The sequence below is a fragment of the Paraplanobispora takensis genome, assembly GCF_016863195.1.
GTDB classification, from domain to species: Bacteria; Actinomycetota; Actinomycetes; order Streptosporangiales; family Streptosporangiaceae; genus Planobispora; species Planobispora takensis.
The window spans coordinates 1-15,211 of the sequence record NZ_BOOK01000036.1; the positions used below are offsets into that span (position 1 = coordinate 1).

15 protein-coding genes and 1 tRNA gene are annotated in these 15,211 nt (G+C 72.7%); 7 read left to right on the top strand and 9 right to left on the bottom strand.

Features of this window, described 5'->3' with window-relative positions:
- Together Pta02_RS24285 and Pta02_RS24290 are read left to right on the top strand one after the other, a co-directional pair.
- On the top strand, positions 1–1,280 hold a 1,280-nt coding region (locus Pta02_RS24285), incomplete at its 5' end, for a thioesterase domain-containing protein (protein WP_239131204.1).
- Complete coding sequence (locus Pta02_RS24290) at positions 1,261–2,529, top strand: MFS transporter (protein WP_203877236.1); 1,269 nt, start codon at positions 1,261–1,263, stop codon at positions 2,527–2,529. The genes Pta02_RS24285 and Pta02_RS24290, both read left to right, overlap by 20 nt.
- On the opposite strand, the gene Pta02_RS24295 is transcribed toward Pta02_RS24290, so the two are convergent.
- From Pta02_RS24295 to Pta02_RS24310, 4 genes are read right to left on the bottom strand one after another with little or no spacing between them, the layout of a single operon-like run.
- Positions 2,498–3,517: an LLM class flavin-dependent oxidoreductase gene (locus Pta02_RS24295; RefSeq protein ID WP_203877237.1), complete on the bottom strand. Its 1,020-nt coding sequence runs from the start codon at positions 3,515–3,517 to the stop codon at positions 2,498–2,500. The genes Pta02_RS24290 and Pta02_RS24295 overlap by 32 nt on opposite strands.
- A complete protein-coding gene (locus Pta02_RS24300) occupies positions 3,496–4,230 on the bottom strand; it encodes a thioesterase II family protein (RefSeq protein ID WP_203877238.1) in 735 nt (244 codons plus the stop codon). The genes Pta02_RS24295 and Pta02_RS24300 overlap by 22 nt, the downstream gene beginning before the upstream one ends.
- Positions 4,227–8,342: a non-ribosomal peptide synthetase gene (locus tag Pta02_RS24305; protein ID WP_203877239.1), complete on the bottom strand. Its 4,116-nt coding sequence runs from the start codon at positions 8,340–8,342 to the stop codon at positions 4,227–4,229. Before Pta02_RS24305 ends, Pta02_RS24300 begins: the two co-directional genes overlap by 4 nt.
- Positions 8,339–8,665, bottom strand: a complete 327-nt coding sequence (locus tag Pta02_RS24310; protein WP_203877240.1) for an acyl carrier protein — start codon at positions 8,663–8,665, stop codon at positions 8,339–8,341. Before Pta02_RS24310 ends, Pta02_RS24305 begins: the two co-directional genes overlap by 4 nt.
- Positions 8,666–8,956: 291 nt before the next feature.
- Between Pta02_RS24310 and Pta02_RS24315 the strand changes: the two genes are divergently transcribed.
- Both Pta02_RS24315 and Pta02_RS24320 read left to right on the top strand, forming a co-directional pair.
- The gene (locus Pta02_RS24315; protein WP_203877241.1) at positions 8,957–9,256 is read left to right on the top strand and encodes a hypothetical protein; all 300 of its coding nucleotides are present in this window, start codon (positions 8,957–8,959) and stop codon (positions 9,254–9,256) included.
- Positions 9,257–9,261: 5 nt separating this feature from the next.
- Entirely contained in the window at positions 9,262–9,639 is a 378-nt protein-coding gene (locus Pta02_RS24320; protein WP_203877242.1) for a hypothetical protein, read from the top strand.
- A 76-nt stretch (positions 9,640–9,715) separates the two neighbouring features.
- On the opposite strand, the gene Pta02_RS24325 is transcribed toward Pta02_RS24320, so the two are convergent.
- A complete protein-coding gene (locus Pta02_RS24325; protein WP_203877243.1) occupies positions 9,716–10,210 on the bottom strand; it encodes a MarR family winged helix-turn-helix transcriptional regulator in 495 nt (164 codons plus the stop codon).
- Between the two features lie 68 nt (positions 10,211–10,278).
- On the opposite strand from Pta02_RS24325, the gene Pta02_RS24330 reads away from it, so the two are divergent.
- A complete protein-coding gene (locus Pta02_RS24330; protein WP_203877244.1) occupies positions 10,279–10,878 on the top strand; it encodes a TIGR03086 family metal-binding protein in 600 nt (199 codons plus the stop codon).
- A 105-nt stretch (positions 10,879–10,983) separates the two neighbouring features.
- Positions 10,984–11,463 carry a nucleoside deaminase gene (locus tag Pta02_RS24335; RefSeq protein ID WP_203877245.1) on the top strand — a complete coding sequence of 160 codons (480 nt, stop codon included), beginning with the start codon at positions 10,984–10,986 and terminating at the stop codon, positions 11,461–11,463.
- A gap of 185 nt (positions 11,464–11,648) precedes the next feature.
- Here the strand turns inward: Pta02_RS24335 and Pta02_RS24340 are convergent, their stop codons facing one another.
- A complete protein-coding gene (locus Pta02_RS24340) occupies positions 11,649–11,999 on the bottom strand; it encodes a hypothetical protein (RefSeq protein WP_203877246.1) in 351 nt (116 codons plus the stop codon).
- A gap of 173 nt (positions 12,000–12,172) precedes the next feature.
- Positions 12,173–13,069 (bottom strand): LysR family transcriptional regulator, encoded by an 897-nt coding sequence (locus Pta02_RS24345; protein ID WP_239131205.1) that lies wholly within the window; start codon positions 13,067–13,069, stop codon positions 12,173–12,175.
- Positions 13,070–13,105: 36 nt separating this feature from the next.
- On the opposite strand from Pta02_RS24345, the gene Pta02_RS24350 reads away from it, so the two are divergent.
- Positions 13,106–13,843 carry an SDR family oxidoreductase gene (locus tag Pta02_RS24350; protein ID WP_239131206.1) on the top strand — a complete coding sequence of 246 codons (738 nt, stop codon included), beginning with the start codon at positions 13,106–13,108 and terminating at the stop codon, positions 13,841–13,843.
- 226 nt (positions 13,844–14,069) lie between these two features.
- Here the strand turns inward: Pta02_RS24350 and Pta02_RS24355 are convergent.
- A tRNA-Thr gene (locus Pta02_RS24355) sits at positions 14,070–14,142 on the bottom strand.
- 74 nt (positions 14,143–14,216) lie between these two features.
- Positions 14,217–15,191: a 23S rRNA (guanosine(2251)-2'-O)-methyltransferase RlmB gene (gene rlmB, locus Pta02_RS24360; RefSeq protein ID WP_203877247.1), complete on the bottom strand. Its 975-nt coding sequence runs from the start codon at positions 15,189–15,191 to the stop codon at positions 14,217–14,219.
- Positions 15,192–15,211: the final 20 nt, after the last annotated feature.

Consider the following 15,211-nt stretch of genomic DNA (forward strand, 5'->3'; position numbering starts at 1 on the left):
CCGCCCTGCGCGCCGAGCCGTCGGTCCTCGACGCCGTGGTGATCGCGCACGAGCAGCATCTGGTCGCCTACGTGGTCGGCGAGCCCGATCCCGGACTGCGCGAGCGGCTGCGCTCCCGGCTGCCCGATCACCTGATCCCGCGCGTCGTGGTGCCGCTCGACGCCCTCCCCCTCACCACCAGCGGCAAGCTCGACCGGGCCGCGCTGCCCGCCCCCGAGCCCGCGAGCGGCCGGCCGTACGTCCCGCCGCGCGACGAGATCGAGGCCCGCCTGGCCGTACTGTTCGAAGAGATCCTCGACGTGACCGCGGTGGGCGCCCTCGACGACTTCTTCGAGCTCGGCGGCCACTCGCTCAGCGCGCTCAGGCTGGCCGCCCGCGTCAGGCACGAGCTCGGCAGGAACCTGCCGGTCGCGGCCGTGCTGGCCGCGCCCACCGTCCACGAGCTGGCCGACGTGCTCAGGCAGCCCGAGGACCTCGCCCCGCCGAGCCGGATCGTGCCGCTGAACACCCGGGGCGACAGACCGCCGATCTTCCTCTTCCACGCGCTGGGCGGCCAGGTGTTCCGCTATCACCCGCTGGCCCGGCGGCTCGGCCCCGACCAGCCGGTGTACGCGATCGCCGCCCGCGGCTTGGCGCCCGGCGAGGAGCCGCACACCACGCTGGCCGGGATGGCCGACGACTACGCGGCCGACCTGCTCGCCGTCCGGCCGCGCGGGCCGTACGTGCTGGGCGGCTTCTGCATCGGCGGGAACATCGCCCTGGAGGTCGCCCGCCGGTTGCGCGAGCGCGGCGCGGAGGTCCCGCTGGTCGTGCTGATGTACGCCAACGCCGAGGAGCCGGTGGCCCCCGCCTCACTGGAGGACGACACCGTTCTGCTCTTCCACGCGCTCGCCGGCGGTCCCGAGGAGACCCTGGGCCTCGACCCGGCCCGGCTGGCCGAGCTGCCGCCGCAGGAGCGGCTGCTGGCGGTCATGGGCGCGGCCTCGGCCGCCGACCGGCTGGCCCCCGACACCGCCGACGTCGAGCAGGCCCGCCGCTATCTGTCGGTCTTCCGGGCCAACGCGCACGCCGTGGGCGGCTTCCGGCACGAACCCTACGACGGCGACGTCGCGCTCTTCGCGCCCCGCCCCGAGGACGGCCGGTGGTCCTCGGTCGTCAAGGGCGGGTTCGCGCACGCGCAGATCCCCGAGGAACGCGTCCCGATCCTCTACGAGCCCCTGGTCGCCGATGCGGCCGCGAACATCAGAAAGTGGATGGACCATGGCATCCCCCACCAGTGAGCAGGCGAGCCTGTGGCGCAACGCCGACTTCCTCCGGTTATGGGCCGGACAGAGCCTGTCGCAGTTCGGATCGTCCGTCACCTACTTCGCGATCCCCGTCATCGCCGTCACCGTGCTGAACGCCTCCCCCCAGGAGATGGGCGTGGTCGGCTTCCTGCTGCGGGCGCCGATGGTGCTGTTCCTGCTGTTCGGGGTGCTCGCCGACCGGGTTCGCAAGCGGCCCATCCTGATCTGGACCGACGTGGCGCGCTTCGTGCTGCTCATGCTGATCCCGGTCGCCTGGTTCGCCGACATGCTCACGCTCACCTGGCTGTACGTCGTGATCTTCCTGATCGGGTTGCTCGGGACCATGTTCCAGGTCGCCTACCGCAGCTACTTCCCGTTCCTGGTGCCGCCGGAGAACTTCCTTGAGGGCAACTCCAAGCTGCAGCTGACCGAGTCGCTGGCCAACACCCTCGGTCCCGGTCTCGCCGCGGCGCTCCTCAAAGTGATCGCCGCGCCGGTACTGCTGATCATCGACGCGGTGTCCTACCTGGCCTCGGCCGTCGCGGTCTCGCTGATCAAGCGGCCCGAGGCGCGGCCGGAGGCCGACGACACCACGGCGCGGCAGATCCACCGGGCCATCTGGGAGGGCGTCCTCTGGGTGATGAAGCACCCGCTGATCCGCCCGCTGGCGATCTCCTCCGCGGTGTACTCGCTGTTCATCCTGGGTGCGATGAACTCCATCTACGCGCTGTACGTGATCCGTGAGCTGGGCGTGCCCGCGGCCTGGTTCGGCAGCATCCTGGCCGGCGGCGGCGTGGGCGCCATCGTCGGGGCGCTGCTGGCCGTACGGGTGATGCGGCGCTACTCCGTCGGCGGGGTCCTGCTCTGGGCGACCGTGTACGGCAACATGGCGCTCTTCCTCATCCCGCTGGCCTCCGGTCCGACCTGGCTGCGGGTCACCATGCTGGTGGTCTCGCAGGTCCTCGTCGGCGTCACCGCGCAGATCTTCTTCGTCACCAACACCACGCTCGTGCAGACGATCACCCCGCCGCATCTCCAGGGCCGGGTGGTGGCCTCCATCTACTCGCTCGGCCTGATCCCCGCGCCGCTGGGCGCGCTGGGCGCCGGGCTGCTGGCCGGGGCCGTGGGCATCCGGCCGGCGCTGTGGACGGTCATCGCGATCGGCGCGCTGGTGCCGATCGCCGCGCTGGCGTGGTCGCCGCTGGCCGGGCTCAAGCAGATGCCCGAACCAGTTGGGCGATGAGCCGCAGCTGCCGGCTGCGCAGCCGCCGGGTGGGCGTGACCAGGCCGACGATCAGGCTGGTCGCGCCCGCCTCGCGGTAGGCGGCGACCCGCTCGCGTAGCTTTCCGGCCGGGCCGCACAGGGTCATGGCGTCGATGAGCGCGTCCGGCAGCATGGCCATGGCCTCGCCCTGCCGCCCCTCCAGGAACGCCTCCTGCAGCTGGGACGCCTCCTTCTCGAAGCCGAGCGAGGCGGCCAGCCGGTTGTAGAAGTTGGTGCGCCGCGAGCCCATGCCGCCGAGGTAGAGGGACAGCATCGGCCGCATCATGTCGTAGGCCAGTTCCTGGTCCTCCTCGACCAGCGTGAGCAGCATCGGCGCGACGTCGATGTCGCGTCCCTTCAGGTGGGCCCGCATCTCGGCCAGGTACTCGGGCGGGAAGTGGATGGCCAGCCAGCCGTCGGCCAGCTCCCCGGCCAGCTCGACCATCCGGGGGCCCATCGCCGCCAGGTACACCGGCAGCCGCTCCTGCACCGGCGAGACGGCCAGCGACAGCTCCTTGCCCTCGCTGCCCTCCAGCGGCAGCGTGAGCGTCTGCCCCCGGTAGCTCACCGGGGCGCCGCCGAGCGCCAGCCGTACGACCTCCAGATAGTCCCGGGTGCGGGCCAGCGGCCGCTCGAAGCGCTCGCCGTGCCAGCCCTCCACCACCTGCGGCCCGGAGACACCCACCCCGAGTCTGGCCCGGCCGCCGGACACCTGGTCGATGGTGGCCGCCGTCATCGCCGCGACCACCGGCTTGCGCCCGGACATCTGCAGCACGCCGGTGCCCAGCGCGATCCGCTCGGTCTGGCCGGCGATCCAGGCCATCAGGCTCGCCGGATCGGTGCCGTAGGTCTCGGCCGCCCACACCGACTCGTAGCCCAGCGCCTCCGCCTCGCGGACCAGCGCGAGGTGGTCGGCGGGGCCGAGGCCCGCGCCGCCCCAGTAGCTCATGCTGTAACCGAGGCGCATCCCATCTCCTGAGCGATCGCGGCGGCCAGCGGGCCGGGGGTCTCCTCGGCCAGCCAGTGGGTGCTGTCGAGCGGGCGCAGCGCCGGCCGGTGCGCGCTGTGCCTGCGCCAGCCCAGCAGGCCGCCCCGGCTCAGCGAGCGGTCCCGGGTCCCGTACAGGACCGTGACGGGGACGGGCAGCGGCGGCGCCGCCCGATGCCGGTAACCGGCCAGCAGCCCGAAGTCGGCGCGCAGCGCCGGTTCCAGCACCGGCCAGAGCGCCTCGCGCTCGGCCAGCTCGGGCGGGACGCCGCCGAGGTCGAGCAGCTGCTCCCAGAACAGCCACGACGGCAGCGCGGGCAGCCGGCGCAGCAGCGGCGTGATGTCCGGCGCCGCGAACGAGGCCACGACCAGCCGCTCCGGCGCGCCGCCGAGCTCCACGACCCGGCGGCAGACGAGGTAGGCCAGCAGCGCGCCGCTGCAGTATCCGAACAGCGTGTACGGCTCGCGCCACGCGGCCAGGTCCCGGGCCAGGTCGTCGACCAGCCCGTCGAGGTCGGTGCGCGGCGGCTCGGCGAGCCTGGCCTGGCGGCCCGGCAGGTTCACCGCCCACAGGCCCACCTCGGGCGGGAAGTGCGCGGCCAGCTCGTTGAGCGAGGAGGGGCCGCCGCCGGCGTGCGGGAAGGTCACCAGGGCCCGCTCGCCCTCCTTGATCTGGACGAACCACGGCGTCATCGGGTGCCTCCCAGGTGGGCGGCCAGCTCGGCGGCGGTCGGGTGGTCGAAGACGGCCCGGACCGGCAGGGAGCGTCCGGCCAGCTCTTCGAGCGGGGGGATCAGGCGGACGGCGAGCACGGAGTGGCCGCCGTTGAGGAAGAAGTTGTCGTGCGGGCCGAGGCCGGGCCGGCCCAGCGCGTCCCGCCACAGGTCCACGACCTTCCGCACGAGCCCCTCGCCCGCCTCGGGCGGGGCGCCCCGCTGCTCCTGCGGTACGGCCAGCTCCAGGTAGGCGATCTTGCCGTTGGCGGTGGTGGGCAGGCGGTCGGTGAAGACGTACTCGGTGGGCACCGCGTAGTCGGGCAGCCGGGTCCTGGCGAAGCGCCAGAGCTCCTCACGCATGTCCTTGCGGGCGGACTCGCGGGCGGACTCCCCGCCGGACCCGCGGCCGGTTTCGACGAAGGCCACCAGGCGGCCGTCGGTCTGCGGGTCGCCGTCCAGGACGACGGCCGCCGCGCGGACCTCCGCGTGCTCGTGCAGGACCGCCTCGACCTCGCCCAGCTCGATGCGGTGGCCGCGCAGCTTGACCTGCCGGTCGTCGCGGCCCAGCAGTTCCAGGACGCCGTCGTGGCGGAGCCTGGCCCGGTCGCCGGTGCGGTAGAAGCGGCCGTGGCGCTCGTGCCGCCCGAAGCGCTCGGCGGTCAGCTCCGGCCGGCCGAGATAGCCGGCGCTCACCCCGTCGCCCGCGATGCACAGCTCCCCCGGCACGCCCGGCGGCGCCTCACGACCGTGCTCGTCGAGGATGAGGATCCGGGTGTTGGCCAGCGGAGCCCCCACCGGCACCGGGTCGCCGGGCGGTTCCACCAGCTCGGCGGCCGTGGACCAGATGGTGGTCTCCGTGGGCCCGTACACGTTGAAGACCCGGCAGCCGAGCGCGAGCAGGTCCCTGGCCAGCGCGGCGGGCATCGGCTCGCCGCCGCACAGGACCGTGCGCCCGGCCAGCTCCCGCCCCGCCTCGGGCACGACGAGCCGCCAGGCCGTCGGCGTGGCCTGCGCGACCTCGACCCCTCCGGCCAGCTCCAGGAACCTGCGGGGCTGCATCTGGTCCTCGTCCGAGGCCACCACGACCGTGCCCCCGACGGCCAGCGGCAGCAGCAGCTCCAGCCAGGAGATGTCGAAGGAGGGAGTGGTGGACCAGAGCACCGAGCGCGGCGCGCCCAGCCGGCCGGCGAAGTCGAGCACGAGGTTCACCAGGTTGGCGTGGGTGACCTGGACGCCCTTGGGCCTGCCGGTGGAGCCCGAGGTGTAGATCACATACGCGATGTCCTCCGGCTCCGGCCCCCCGGAGACGGCTCCGGCCTCCCGGGAGACGGCCGCGGATTCCGGCATCGCCGCCACGGGCGTACGGCCCGCCCACTCCGGCCGTTCCACGCCGGTGATCACCAGGCGGGCGCCGGAGTCGGACACCTGGTACGACAGACGCATCTCCGGCTGGCGGACGTCCAGCGGCAGGAACGCCGCCCCCGCCTGCCACGTCCCGAGCACGGCGGCCACCAGGTCGGACGAGCGGTCCAGGCCCAGCGCCACCAGGTCGCCCCGCCGTACCCCCCGCTCGTGGAGGAGCTCGCGGACGGCGGCGGCGCGCCCGAGCAGTTCGTCGTAGGAGACCTCGCGCGCACCCTCCCGCACCGCGACCGCCTGCCCGGGCCCGATCCGCGGGAGCAACGTGCCCGGCGTGCCCGGCCACTCGCGCGCGGTGTCGTTGACCCGGTCGAGCACCGCCCGGTCCGCCGGGGACAGCACGTCGGTCACCGCTCCCGCGGCGGCCTGCCGGAGCACCGACGCCATCCGGGCCGCGAACGCCTCGATCTCGGCCTCGTCGTGCACCTCGGTGCTGTGCCAGGCCCTGATCGTCAGCCTGTCCGGCTCCTGCACGGCGACGATCTGCATGTCGAGGCGGCTGCGGTCGAACAGGTCCTCGATGTAGCCGGGCACCTCGCCGCGGATGCGCACCTGCTCGTCGCTCCACGGCCGGTAGTTGAACATGTGCCGGAACAGCGGCACCCGCCAGTCGTCGGTGCCGTGCCCGCGGTGGGCCAGTACCGCCTCCACCGACGCGTCGGCGTGCTCGACGCCTTCCGCCCAGGCCTCCTCGACCCGCCTGGCGACCTGGCCGAAGTCCTCGTCCAGCTCGGCGTGCACGCGCAGCGGGAGCGTGCTGACGCCGTAGCCGACGTGCCCGCGTCCGGTCGCGGACCTGGTGCTGACCGGCATGCCCACCACCAGGTCGGGCCCGGCCCCGTGGCCGCGCAGCGTCAGCAGGAAGGCCGTGGCCAGCACGATGTTGCCGGTGGTCCGCAGCCGCGTGCGGAGCTCGTCGAGGGCCTTGACGGTCTCCTCGTCCACCTCCCACGAGCAGGTGTGCCCGGCGAAGGTCGGGCTGGAGGGGGAGTGCCTGCTGCCCGGCAGCACCGTGGAGGCCGGGTCCACGCCGTCGAGCCGCTCCAGCCAGTAGTCCAGCGACTCCTGCGACGGGGTGCCCGGCTCCAGCATGGGAGCGGTGCCGGTCAGCTCGGCGGGCAGCGGGTCGTGGCCCGTCTGGCTGTCGTAGAAGCGGCCCAGCTCCTCCACCAGCAGCTGCATGGAGTGGGCGTCGATGACGCTGTGGTGGCCGACCAGGCAGACGACGCTGCCGCCGTCGAGCAGAGTGAAGTGGCCGGCCCTGATCAGCAGGTCGCGGCCGAGGTCGAACGGCTCGTCCAGGAAGCGCTGCAGATCCGCGACCAGCGTCTCCTCGGCCGTGGGCCGGGTCACGAGCTTGAGCTGCGCGTCCTGCGGCGCCGTGAGGTGCCTGACCGGTGCGCCGCCCACGACGGGGAACCTGAGCCGGAGCGCCGGATGCCGCTTGACCAGGCGATTCACCGCGATCTGCAGCGGCAGCCTGCGGAGGGTCTCACTCGTCCTGAACGCGACGGCCAGGTTGGAGACGCCGCTGTCCGGGGCGAGCTGCTCCAGGACCCAGAAGGAGTACGGCACCGCCGTGAGCGGGCGGACGGGCTCCATGGACGGCGGCAGCTCGTCGCCCGGCCTCGGGATCGGGACGCGCTGCAGCGGATGGTCGGGGTCCAGCGCCCGCCAGTCCACCGGGCAGCCGGCGACCCAGAGACGGGCGAGGGCGGCCAGGAACCCGCGCCGGTCCCGCCCCCAGGTCTCCTCTCCGGCGGACGCCCGATCGTCGTGAGCCGCCGGGTCCTCCCGCACCACGTCCGCGACCAGCTCGCCGAGCGGGCGCGTGATCGGTGCGGTGACGCCCAGGTCGGCGAGTACGGCGGTCAGGGCGTAGCGCGTGGTGAAGGCCGCGGCCGCGCCCGTCCAGTCGTCAGGCAGCTCGACGCCGTGGGCTTCGAAGGCCTCCGCGCAGACGTCCGCGGTCTCGGTGAAGACCCGGTCGACGCCGTACAGCGCCGCCGCCAGCCCGGGGTGCACCGCGCCCGGGGTGACGGCCGGGGCGGTGCCGGCGCGGCCGTGGAAGATCTCGGCCGTGCGGGCGGCGTCATCCCCGGCCCGGGGGGCGGCCTCCGCGCTCAGGGCCGCGGCGGTCTCGGCCGCGCTCTCGCAGACCACCGCTCCGCGCACCGGGTGCACCGCCCTGCCCCGCTGCAGGGTCCCGACGGCGTCGGCGAACAGGTCCTCGCGCAGGCCGGCGAAGAACCCCGCCAGGCCGCGCCGTACGGCGTCCGCCTCCTCGGGGGTGCGGCCCGACCACACCACCACGCGCGGCCCGGCGGCGGCGGGGGTGTGAACGGGCGGGTAACCGTCCTCGACCGACGAGTCGTCCGGCCAGATGATCCGGTGCACGATGTCGCCGTCGAGCAACGCCCGGTCGAGCAGTCGCAGCACCAGCGTCCCGGTGAGCGCGGCGACGTCGGCGCTCTCCGCCACGGCCAGCTCGCACTCCCCCGCCAGCAGCGCGGCGCACGCCTTGCGCACTCCGTCGAACACGCGGACGGTCTGCGCCGCCGGATCGTGTCCCGCCTCCTCGACGGCGTCGTCCGGTCCGGCGAACCGGCCCTGGGCGACGACCGCGACCGGCCTCTCCTCCAACTCGGTCTCAGACCCGGGAGCGGTCACCGGCCGTCCTCCCGTAGGCGGGCGCGGATGTCGCGGCGGTTGCCGGTGACCGGCCGCCGCCTGGTGTTCTCGGCCCGCGCCGGTCCACCGCCCTGGGCGATCAGGCGGCCGAGCGCGGCCAGGTTGGGATGGGTGAACAGCGCGGTGGCCGGCAGGTCGATGCCGAGGGTGGTGGTGATGTCATCGTGCAACTCGACCAGGGCCAGGGAGTTCAGTCCCGCTTCGAAGAAGTTCAGATCGGGATCGAGGGGGCGGCCCAGCCGCCGTTCCACGAGCTCCGCCACCAGGCGCTGGTGGTCAGTCGGCCGACTGGCATGGGTCATCCGGCATCCTTTGTCTGGGCCTGAAGACTGAAGCCTCCTGCCGGCGGGATCACCATCCGGCATACGCATCCTTCCCGAGTCACATAAGTATCGACAAGACCGTATTTTTCGTACTTCTCCGGGAATTCCGGCTTTTGAACCGTGGCCGTCCGCCGGGACGGCCGCGAACAGACCGCCGACCAGCGTTGATCATCATGTGGCCTCAGTCGGTACAGTGATGACGCGAGCACGGTGGACAGAGGATGAGGCGAAATCTTGTTCTTTGAGCGCAGCCACGCGACGGGAAGCGGCGTGGACGATCCCGACGAGGAAGCCGTACAGCGGACCCTCCCATCCGCCCGGCGGGCCGTACCGCGGCGCCAGGATCCGGCCGCGGCACAGGACGGCTCCGCCTCCGAACGGGTAAAGCAGGCCGCCGACCGGCTCCGGCAGGCCAAGCAGCAGGCGCAGCAGGCCAGGCAGCGCGCCCTGCAGGCCAGACAGGCCGCACAGAACGCCCACGCGGCCGCCGACCGGGCCTACCGCGAGACTTACGCCATGATCAGCCGGATCGCCGACGCCCAGCCGGTCGAGACCCGTGAACACCGGTGATCCGCATGTCGTCCGGCTCCGTCCCCCTCGACCAGCCCCGCTCCCAGGCCACGCAGGCCCGTGAGCGCCTCCTGCAGATCCGGGAGCGCCTGGAGCAGATCGCCCGGCGACGCCGGGAGCTCGCCGCCGGATGGCGTCCCGCCCCGCAACAGGACGGCCCCGCCGGCCACCACGCCGCCCAGGCCCGCCTGCACGCCGCCCAGGCCCGTGCCGCCGCGCGTGCCAGCCGCCTGCGGGCCGCCCTGGCCTGCGAGCAGGCCGCCGTACTCCACGAGGCCCTCGCCGAGGCCGGCATCGGCGACGTGGCCTGGCACCGCAGCCGGGCCGAGCAGCGCCGCCGTACCGGGCCTGCCGGAAGCACGGGCGCCGCGGCCCCGGACTGAGGCCTCACCGGGGACGGAGCCGCCGGACCGAGCCGAGACCCTCACCCGGGCGGAGGCACCGTGCTCCGCGGAGATCTCACCGGGGCGGAGCCGCCGGACCCGGGTCGGCGATCTCCTCCTCGGGCAGTGCGGACAGCGTTCGCAGGCCGCGAAGGAAGGCCTCGCGGTCGTCGTCCGCGAGGCGGGCCAGCAGCCGGTCCTCCCAGCGCCTGATGCCGTTCCGGGCGGCGTCGCGCAGCCGCCGTCCCTCCGGGGTGAGCAGGAGCAGGTGGACCCGGCGGTCGCGCGGGTCGGGCCGCCGTTCGATCAACCCGCGATCCTGCAGTCCGTCGAGCACCCCGATGATGCGCGTCTTGTCCGCGCCGATGGCCTGCGCCAGCGCGCTCTGGCTGCGCGTCGGCTCCTCGCCCAGGGCGAGCAGCACCGCGTACGCCCACATGGACAGGCCGTGAGCCCGCAACACGGGCAGCTCGGCCGCCATCAGGGCACGGCCCAGCGGCACCATCATCGCCGCCAGGTCGGGCCGTCCGTCATCGGCCTCAGGGCCGTTCGCCGCCGTGCTCTCCGCCATGGCACAAAAATACGACGTCGCAAATAATAGGCATGGACATATAGTAAGCGACTGCATATCATCCATCCATGCAGACTGTCGATCTACGAGCGGCGGACGAATGGGCGGTCCGGACGAGCGTCGCACTCGTGGCGAAGGCGACCCCGGACGACCTCGGCCGCCCCACGCCCTGCTCGGTCTGGACACTCGGTGACCTGCTCGCCCACATGACCGTCCAGCACCGCGGGTTCGCCGCGGCCGCGCGGGGTCACGGCGCCGACCTCGCGGCCTGGAGCCCTCGCCCGCCCGGCGAGGACCCGGCCGCGGAGTACGCCGAGGCCGCCGACGACGTCCTGGCCGCCTTCGCCGGACAGGACGTGCCGGAACGGGCGTTCGCCCTCCCGGAGTTCGGGCCCGGCGCGGCCTTCCCCGGCGCCCAGGCGATCGGGTTCCACTTCATCGACTACGTGGTGCACTCCTGGGACGTCGCCCGCTCCCTCGGCCTGCCCTTCGAGCTGGACGACGACCTGGCCGAGGACGCCCTGCGAATCGCCCTGGCGGTTCCCGACGGGGACTACCGGCTCGGCCCGGGCGCCGCCTTCCGCCCCGGCCTGCCCGCTCCCGGGAACGCCTCGGCGCTCGACCGGATCCTCACGGCGCTCGGCCGCTCCCCGAGCTGGCCCGCCTGACCGGCGGGCTGCGGCCGTACCCCGTGAACGCGCTCCGGACGTGACGGGGACCGAGGCCGGGCGGTACCGTCGGATATCCGATCTTCTCCCAGGGGAGGTGCGCCCGTGGACGAAGGAGACCTCCGGCACCTGCGGCGATGCGTGGAGCTGGCCGCGGAGGCGCTGGAGAAGGGCGATGAGCCGTTCGGGTCCGTGCTGGTGTCGGCCGACGGGAAGACCCTGGCCGAGGGGCACAACGAGGTGGCTTCGGGCGACCGCACCCGCCACCCCGAGTTCGAGCTGGCCCGGTGGTCCGCCTCGCACCTGACCCCGGAGGAACGGGCCGGGGCCACCGTCTACACCTCCGGCGAGCACTGCCCCATGTGCGCCGCCGCCCACGCCTGGGTCGGCCTGGGCCGCATCGTCTACGCCGTCTCCTCGGAACAGCTGTCCACCTGGCTGACCGGACTCGGCGTCCCACCATCCCCGGTGCGGCCCCTGCCCATCCACGAGGTCGCCCCCGGCGTGACGGTCGAGGGCCCCGCCGAAGAACTGTCCGACCAGGTCCACGCCCTGCACCGCCGCTTCCACCGAGGGAAGCCGTAGATCTTCCCAGGATCCGGTGCGGGCATATCAGGCGACACACCCGCACCGACGAGCCAGACCGCCGAGGACGTCGGAGGAGGGGAACCCCGGCGTCGGTACCGCTATGAGGTGGACGCGACCCGACCCGCGGTCGCCGTCAGCACGGCCGGCCACCGCCGTACCCACCGCTCGCACCCACCCTGTAATCACCCACGACCGTGCTCCCCGGAGGATTCGAGGAGCCTCACGGAGAGGTGAACGTAATCATCTCCGACGGCCTTGGATGCGCAGACCTTGCCCTCCAGAGCGTTGATGCTCTCCGCGAATCCCCAGCCGTCCATGACGGCGGCGTCCTGGTGGAAGGCCGGCAGGTCGGCACGCGATGCCGCAAAGCGATAGGACTGGCCGGCATAAGCGGTCCGGTCGTCGGGCTCGCAGCGTGCCGACCTGTTCCCGTACGGCGTCGCGCCGTGTGGCTGCGCATCGAGGATCCTGAGCCGGCCCGTGGATGCGGCGATCCGCTTGTCATCAGCCGTGCAGCCATAGCCCGGCGCCACGGCCCTGATCGCGGCGGCACCTGCCCCAGGACACCGGCACCGGCGACCACTTCGCGGGGCCCTCACCGCTAACCCGCGAACTTCACGCGGCATTTCCGGATATACCCCGAAATATTGGCGATGCTCGGTGCAGTCGTGCGGCCTGCGGACAACGGTGCCGCAGCGGGTATCGGCTATAGGCGCGTCGCGGTGCGGACGAGGTCGGCGACGGCTTTGGATCTGCTGTGTGGCGGCCAGGCGATGACGGTCGTGACGGCCGGTGCGTCCGGCACCGGCACGATGGCGTGGTCGTCGCGTAACTGGTCTCGGAGCGACTCGGGTACGACGGCGCAGGCCAGTCCGAGCGCGATCAGTTGGAACAGTTGGGTGTGATCGCGCACCTGCGGGCCGGGGCCGTCCGGATGGCCGCCGTCCCGTCCAGGCCAGCGCGGCAGGGGCAGGTCCGTCTGGGCGTTGACCTCGGCTGACGACAGATACGCCCGGTCGGCGAGGGGGTGACCCTTGGGCAGGACCACGACCTGCTGTTCGGTGTGCAGATCCTCGGTGTCGAATCCGGCTGTCGTGTCGTAAGGCCGGTGGAGCAGAGCAACATCGGCACGCCCGGTGCGCAGCAGGCTTTCCGGCTCGCCCGGCCCGCACAGCATCACCTCGACGGCCACGGCGCCCGGTTCAGCGGCGTAGGCGTGCAGAAGCTCCGACAACAGTTCCCTGGACGCTCCGGCCTTGACGGCCAGGACCACACCCGGCCGGTCGCCCGCGGCGCGGCGGGTGCGGCGCTCAGCGGCTTCGACCGCGTCGAGCGCGAGCCGGGCCTCCCGCAGCAGCACCGACCCGGCCTCGGTCAAGGCGACGGCGCGAGCAGTGCGGTGCAGCAGAACGACTCCGAGCCGCCGTTCCAACTGCTGGATCGCCCGCGACAGCGGTGGTTGAGTCATCGCGAGCCGTTGTGCCGCCCGCCCGAAGTGCAACTCCTCGGCTACGGCGACGAAGTATCGCAACTCCCGCGTCTCCACCGGCTCATCGTATTCGGCGCTGACCACGACCGATACCCGTGCGGTATCGCCGCCCACTCGACCGGTCTTGGACGCCCCTCCCGAGTCCGCAACATGATCGACGGCATGAGTGAACGGACGATCGCGCTGGTGACCGGCGCGAACAAGGGAATCGGATACGAGATCGCCGCAGGCCTGGGCGCCCTCGGCTGGCGAATCGGTGTGGGCGCGAGGGATCGGCAACGCCGCGACACCGCGGTCGAGAAGCTGCGCGCGGCCGGGACCGATGCGTTCGGCGTGCCGCTCGACGTCACCGACGACGAAAGTGTCGCCGCCGCGGCCGAGCTGATCGCCGGCCACGCCGGAGGGTTCGACGTCCTGGTCAACAATGCCGCGATCACCGGCGGTATGCCACAGACACCGGCCACGGTCGAACCCGCGACCGTGCGAGCTGTCGTGGAAACCAACGTGATCGGCGTCATCCGGGTCACCAACGCGATGCTGCCGATGCTGCGCGACTCGGCATCACCGCGGATCGTCAACATGTCCAGCAGCGTCGGCTCGCTCGCCCTGCAAACCGCACCTGGCATCGACATGGGCCCGATTCCCGCCGCCTACTTGGCGTCGAAGACCTTCCTCAACGCCCTCACCATCCAATACGTCAAGGAACTGAGCGACACCGGCATCCTGATCAACTCCGGCTGCCCCGGCTTCACCGCCACCGACCTCAACGGCTTCCAGGGCGTCCGCACACCACAACAGGGCGCGGCCATCGCGATTCGCCTCGCGACCCTGCCCGACGACGGACCGACCGGCGGATTCTTCGACGATGCCGGAACGGTGCCCTGGTAACAGCCACACCGGCACGAACCATTCCCGTCGGCGCGTCCACGGCAAGAACAGCGCGCAAGCCCGAGCCGAAACCCGAGGTACACGGCCGGGCCATGTCTACCTGCACTCGGCGATCGACGGCTACTCGATACAGTCAGCGAGGCCGTTAGCGAGATCACAACATTGTCCGGACGAACAGGAAGGCCCCTGACGGCGTGACGCCTGTTCAGGGGCCTTTCTCTCTGCGAGCCGACGAGGGGAATCGAACCCCTGACCTTCTGTTTACAAGACAGATGCTCTGCCGATTGAGCTACGTCGGCATGGTCGTCTGACGAGTGTAGTCGGCATTGGCCCCCGGCGTCACTGACGTAAAGCGTGTGGGCCGGGGGAGCCGTCAGGACTTGCGGTGGCGGGCCACCTCGTAGAGGGCGATTCCGGCGGCGACGCCCGCGTTGAGGGACTCGGCGGCGGCGTTCATGGGGATGCGGACGACCAGGTCGCAGGCCTCGCGGACGAGGCGGGACAGGCCCTTGCCCTCGGAGCCGACGACCACGACCAGGGGGCCGTCGAGGAGGTTGGCGTCGCCGACGTCGACCGTGCCCTCGCCGTCCAGGCCGATCACGAACAGGCCGGCGTCGCGGTAGTCGCGCAGGGTCGCGGTGAGGTTGCTCGCCCGGGCGACGGACATGGTCGCCAGCGTGCCCGCGGAGGTCTTCCAGGCTCCGGCGGTCACCCCGGCCGAACGCCGGGAGGGGACGACCAGGCCGTGGGCGCCGAAGGCTGTGGCGGAGCGGGCGATGGCGCCGAGGTTGCGCGGGTCGGTGACGCCGTCGAGGGCGACGATCAGCGGGACCTCGGCGGCGTCCCTGGCCGTCTCGACCAGGTCCTCGGGATGGGCGTAGTCGTAGGCGGGGATCTGCAGGGCCAGGCCCTGGTGCACCCCGCCCTCGGTCAGCCGGTCGAGCTTCTCCCGGCTGACCTCCAGCATCGCGATGCCCCGGTCGGCGGCGATGCGCACGGACTCCTTGACGCGGTCGTCGTTGTCGATGCGCTGCGCGACGTAGAGCGCGTTCGCCGGCACGCCCGCGCGCAGCGCCTCGACGACGGGGTTGCGCCCGCCGATGTACTCGGGCGCGTCCTCGCTGCGCCGGGTGCGGGTCTGCGGGCGCGAGGAGGAGGACGAGGACCTGCCTGTCCTCTCCTCGCGCTCGATCCGCTCGGTGCGCGCCTTGTCCTTGTACCAGTGCCGCATGTGCGCCGGCGGGGTCGCCCCCTTGCCCTCCAGGCCACGGCGGACGTTGCCGCCCGTGCCCTTGGTCGGACTCTTCTTCTTCGCGGGTCGCCCGGACCCCTTACCCCCACCAGCCATGGTGTCTAGGGTACGGCCTG

Excerpts from the sequence above, each read along its gene's own strand:
- Pta02_RS24325 (WP_203877243.1), bottom strand. The coding sequence starts at position 10,210 with ATGGCGGAGAGCACGGCGGCGAACGGCCCTGAGGCCGATGACGGACGG.
- rlmB (WP_203877247.1), bottom strand. The coding sequence starts at position 15,191 with ATGGCTGGTGGGGGTAAGGGGTCCGGGCGACCCGCGAAGAAGAAGAGT.
- Pta02_RS24350 (WP_239131206.1), top strand. The coding sequence starts at position 13,106 with ATGATCGACGGCATGAGTGAACGGACGATCGCGCTGGTGACCGGCGCG.
- Pta02_RS24310 (WP_203877240.1), bottom strand. The coding sequence starts at position 8,665 with ATGACCCATGCCAGTCGGCCGACTGACCACCAGCGCCTGGTGGCGGAG.
- Pta02_RS24290 (WP_203877236.1), top strand. The coding sequence starts at position 1,261 with ATGGCATCCCCCACCAGTGAGCAGGCGAGCCTGTGGCGCAACGCCGAC.
- Pta02_RS24330 (WP_203877244.1), top strand. The coding sequence starts at position 10,279 with ATGCAGACTGTCGATCTACGAGCGGCGGACGAATGGGCGGTCCGGACG.
- Pta02_RS24295 (WP_203877237.1), bottom strand. The coding sequence starts at position 3,517 with ATGCGCCTCGGTTACAGCATGAGCTACTGGGGCGGCGCGGGCCTCGGC.
- Pta02_RS24300 (WP_203877238.1), bottom strand. The coding sequence starts at position 4,230 with ATGACGCCGTGGTTCGTCCAGATCAAGGAGGGCGAGCGGGCCCTGGTG.
- Pta02_RS24320 (WP_203877242.1), top strand. The coding sequence starts at position 9,262 with ATGTCGTCCGGCTCCGTCCCCCTCGACCAGCCCCGCTCCCAGGCCACG.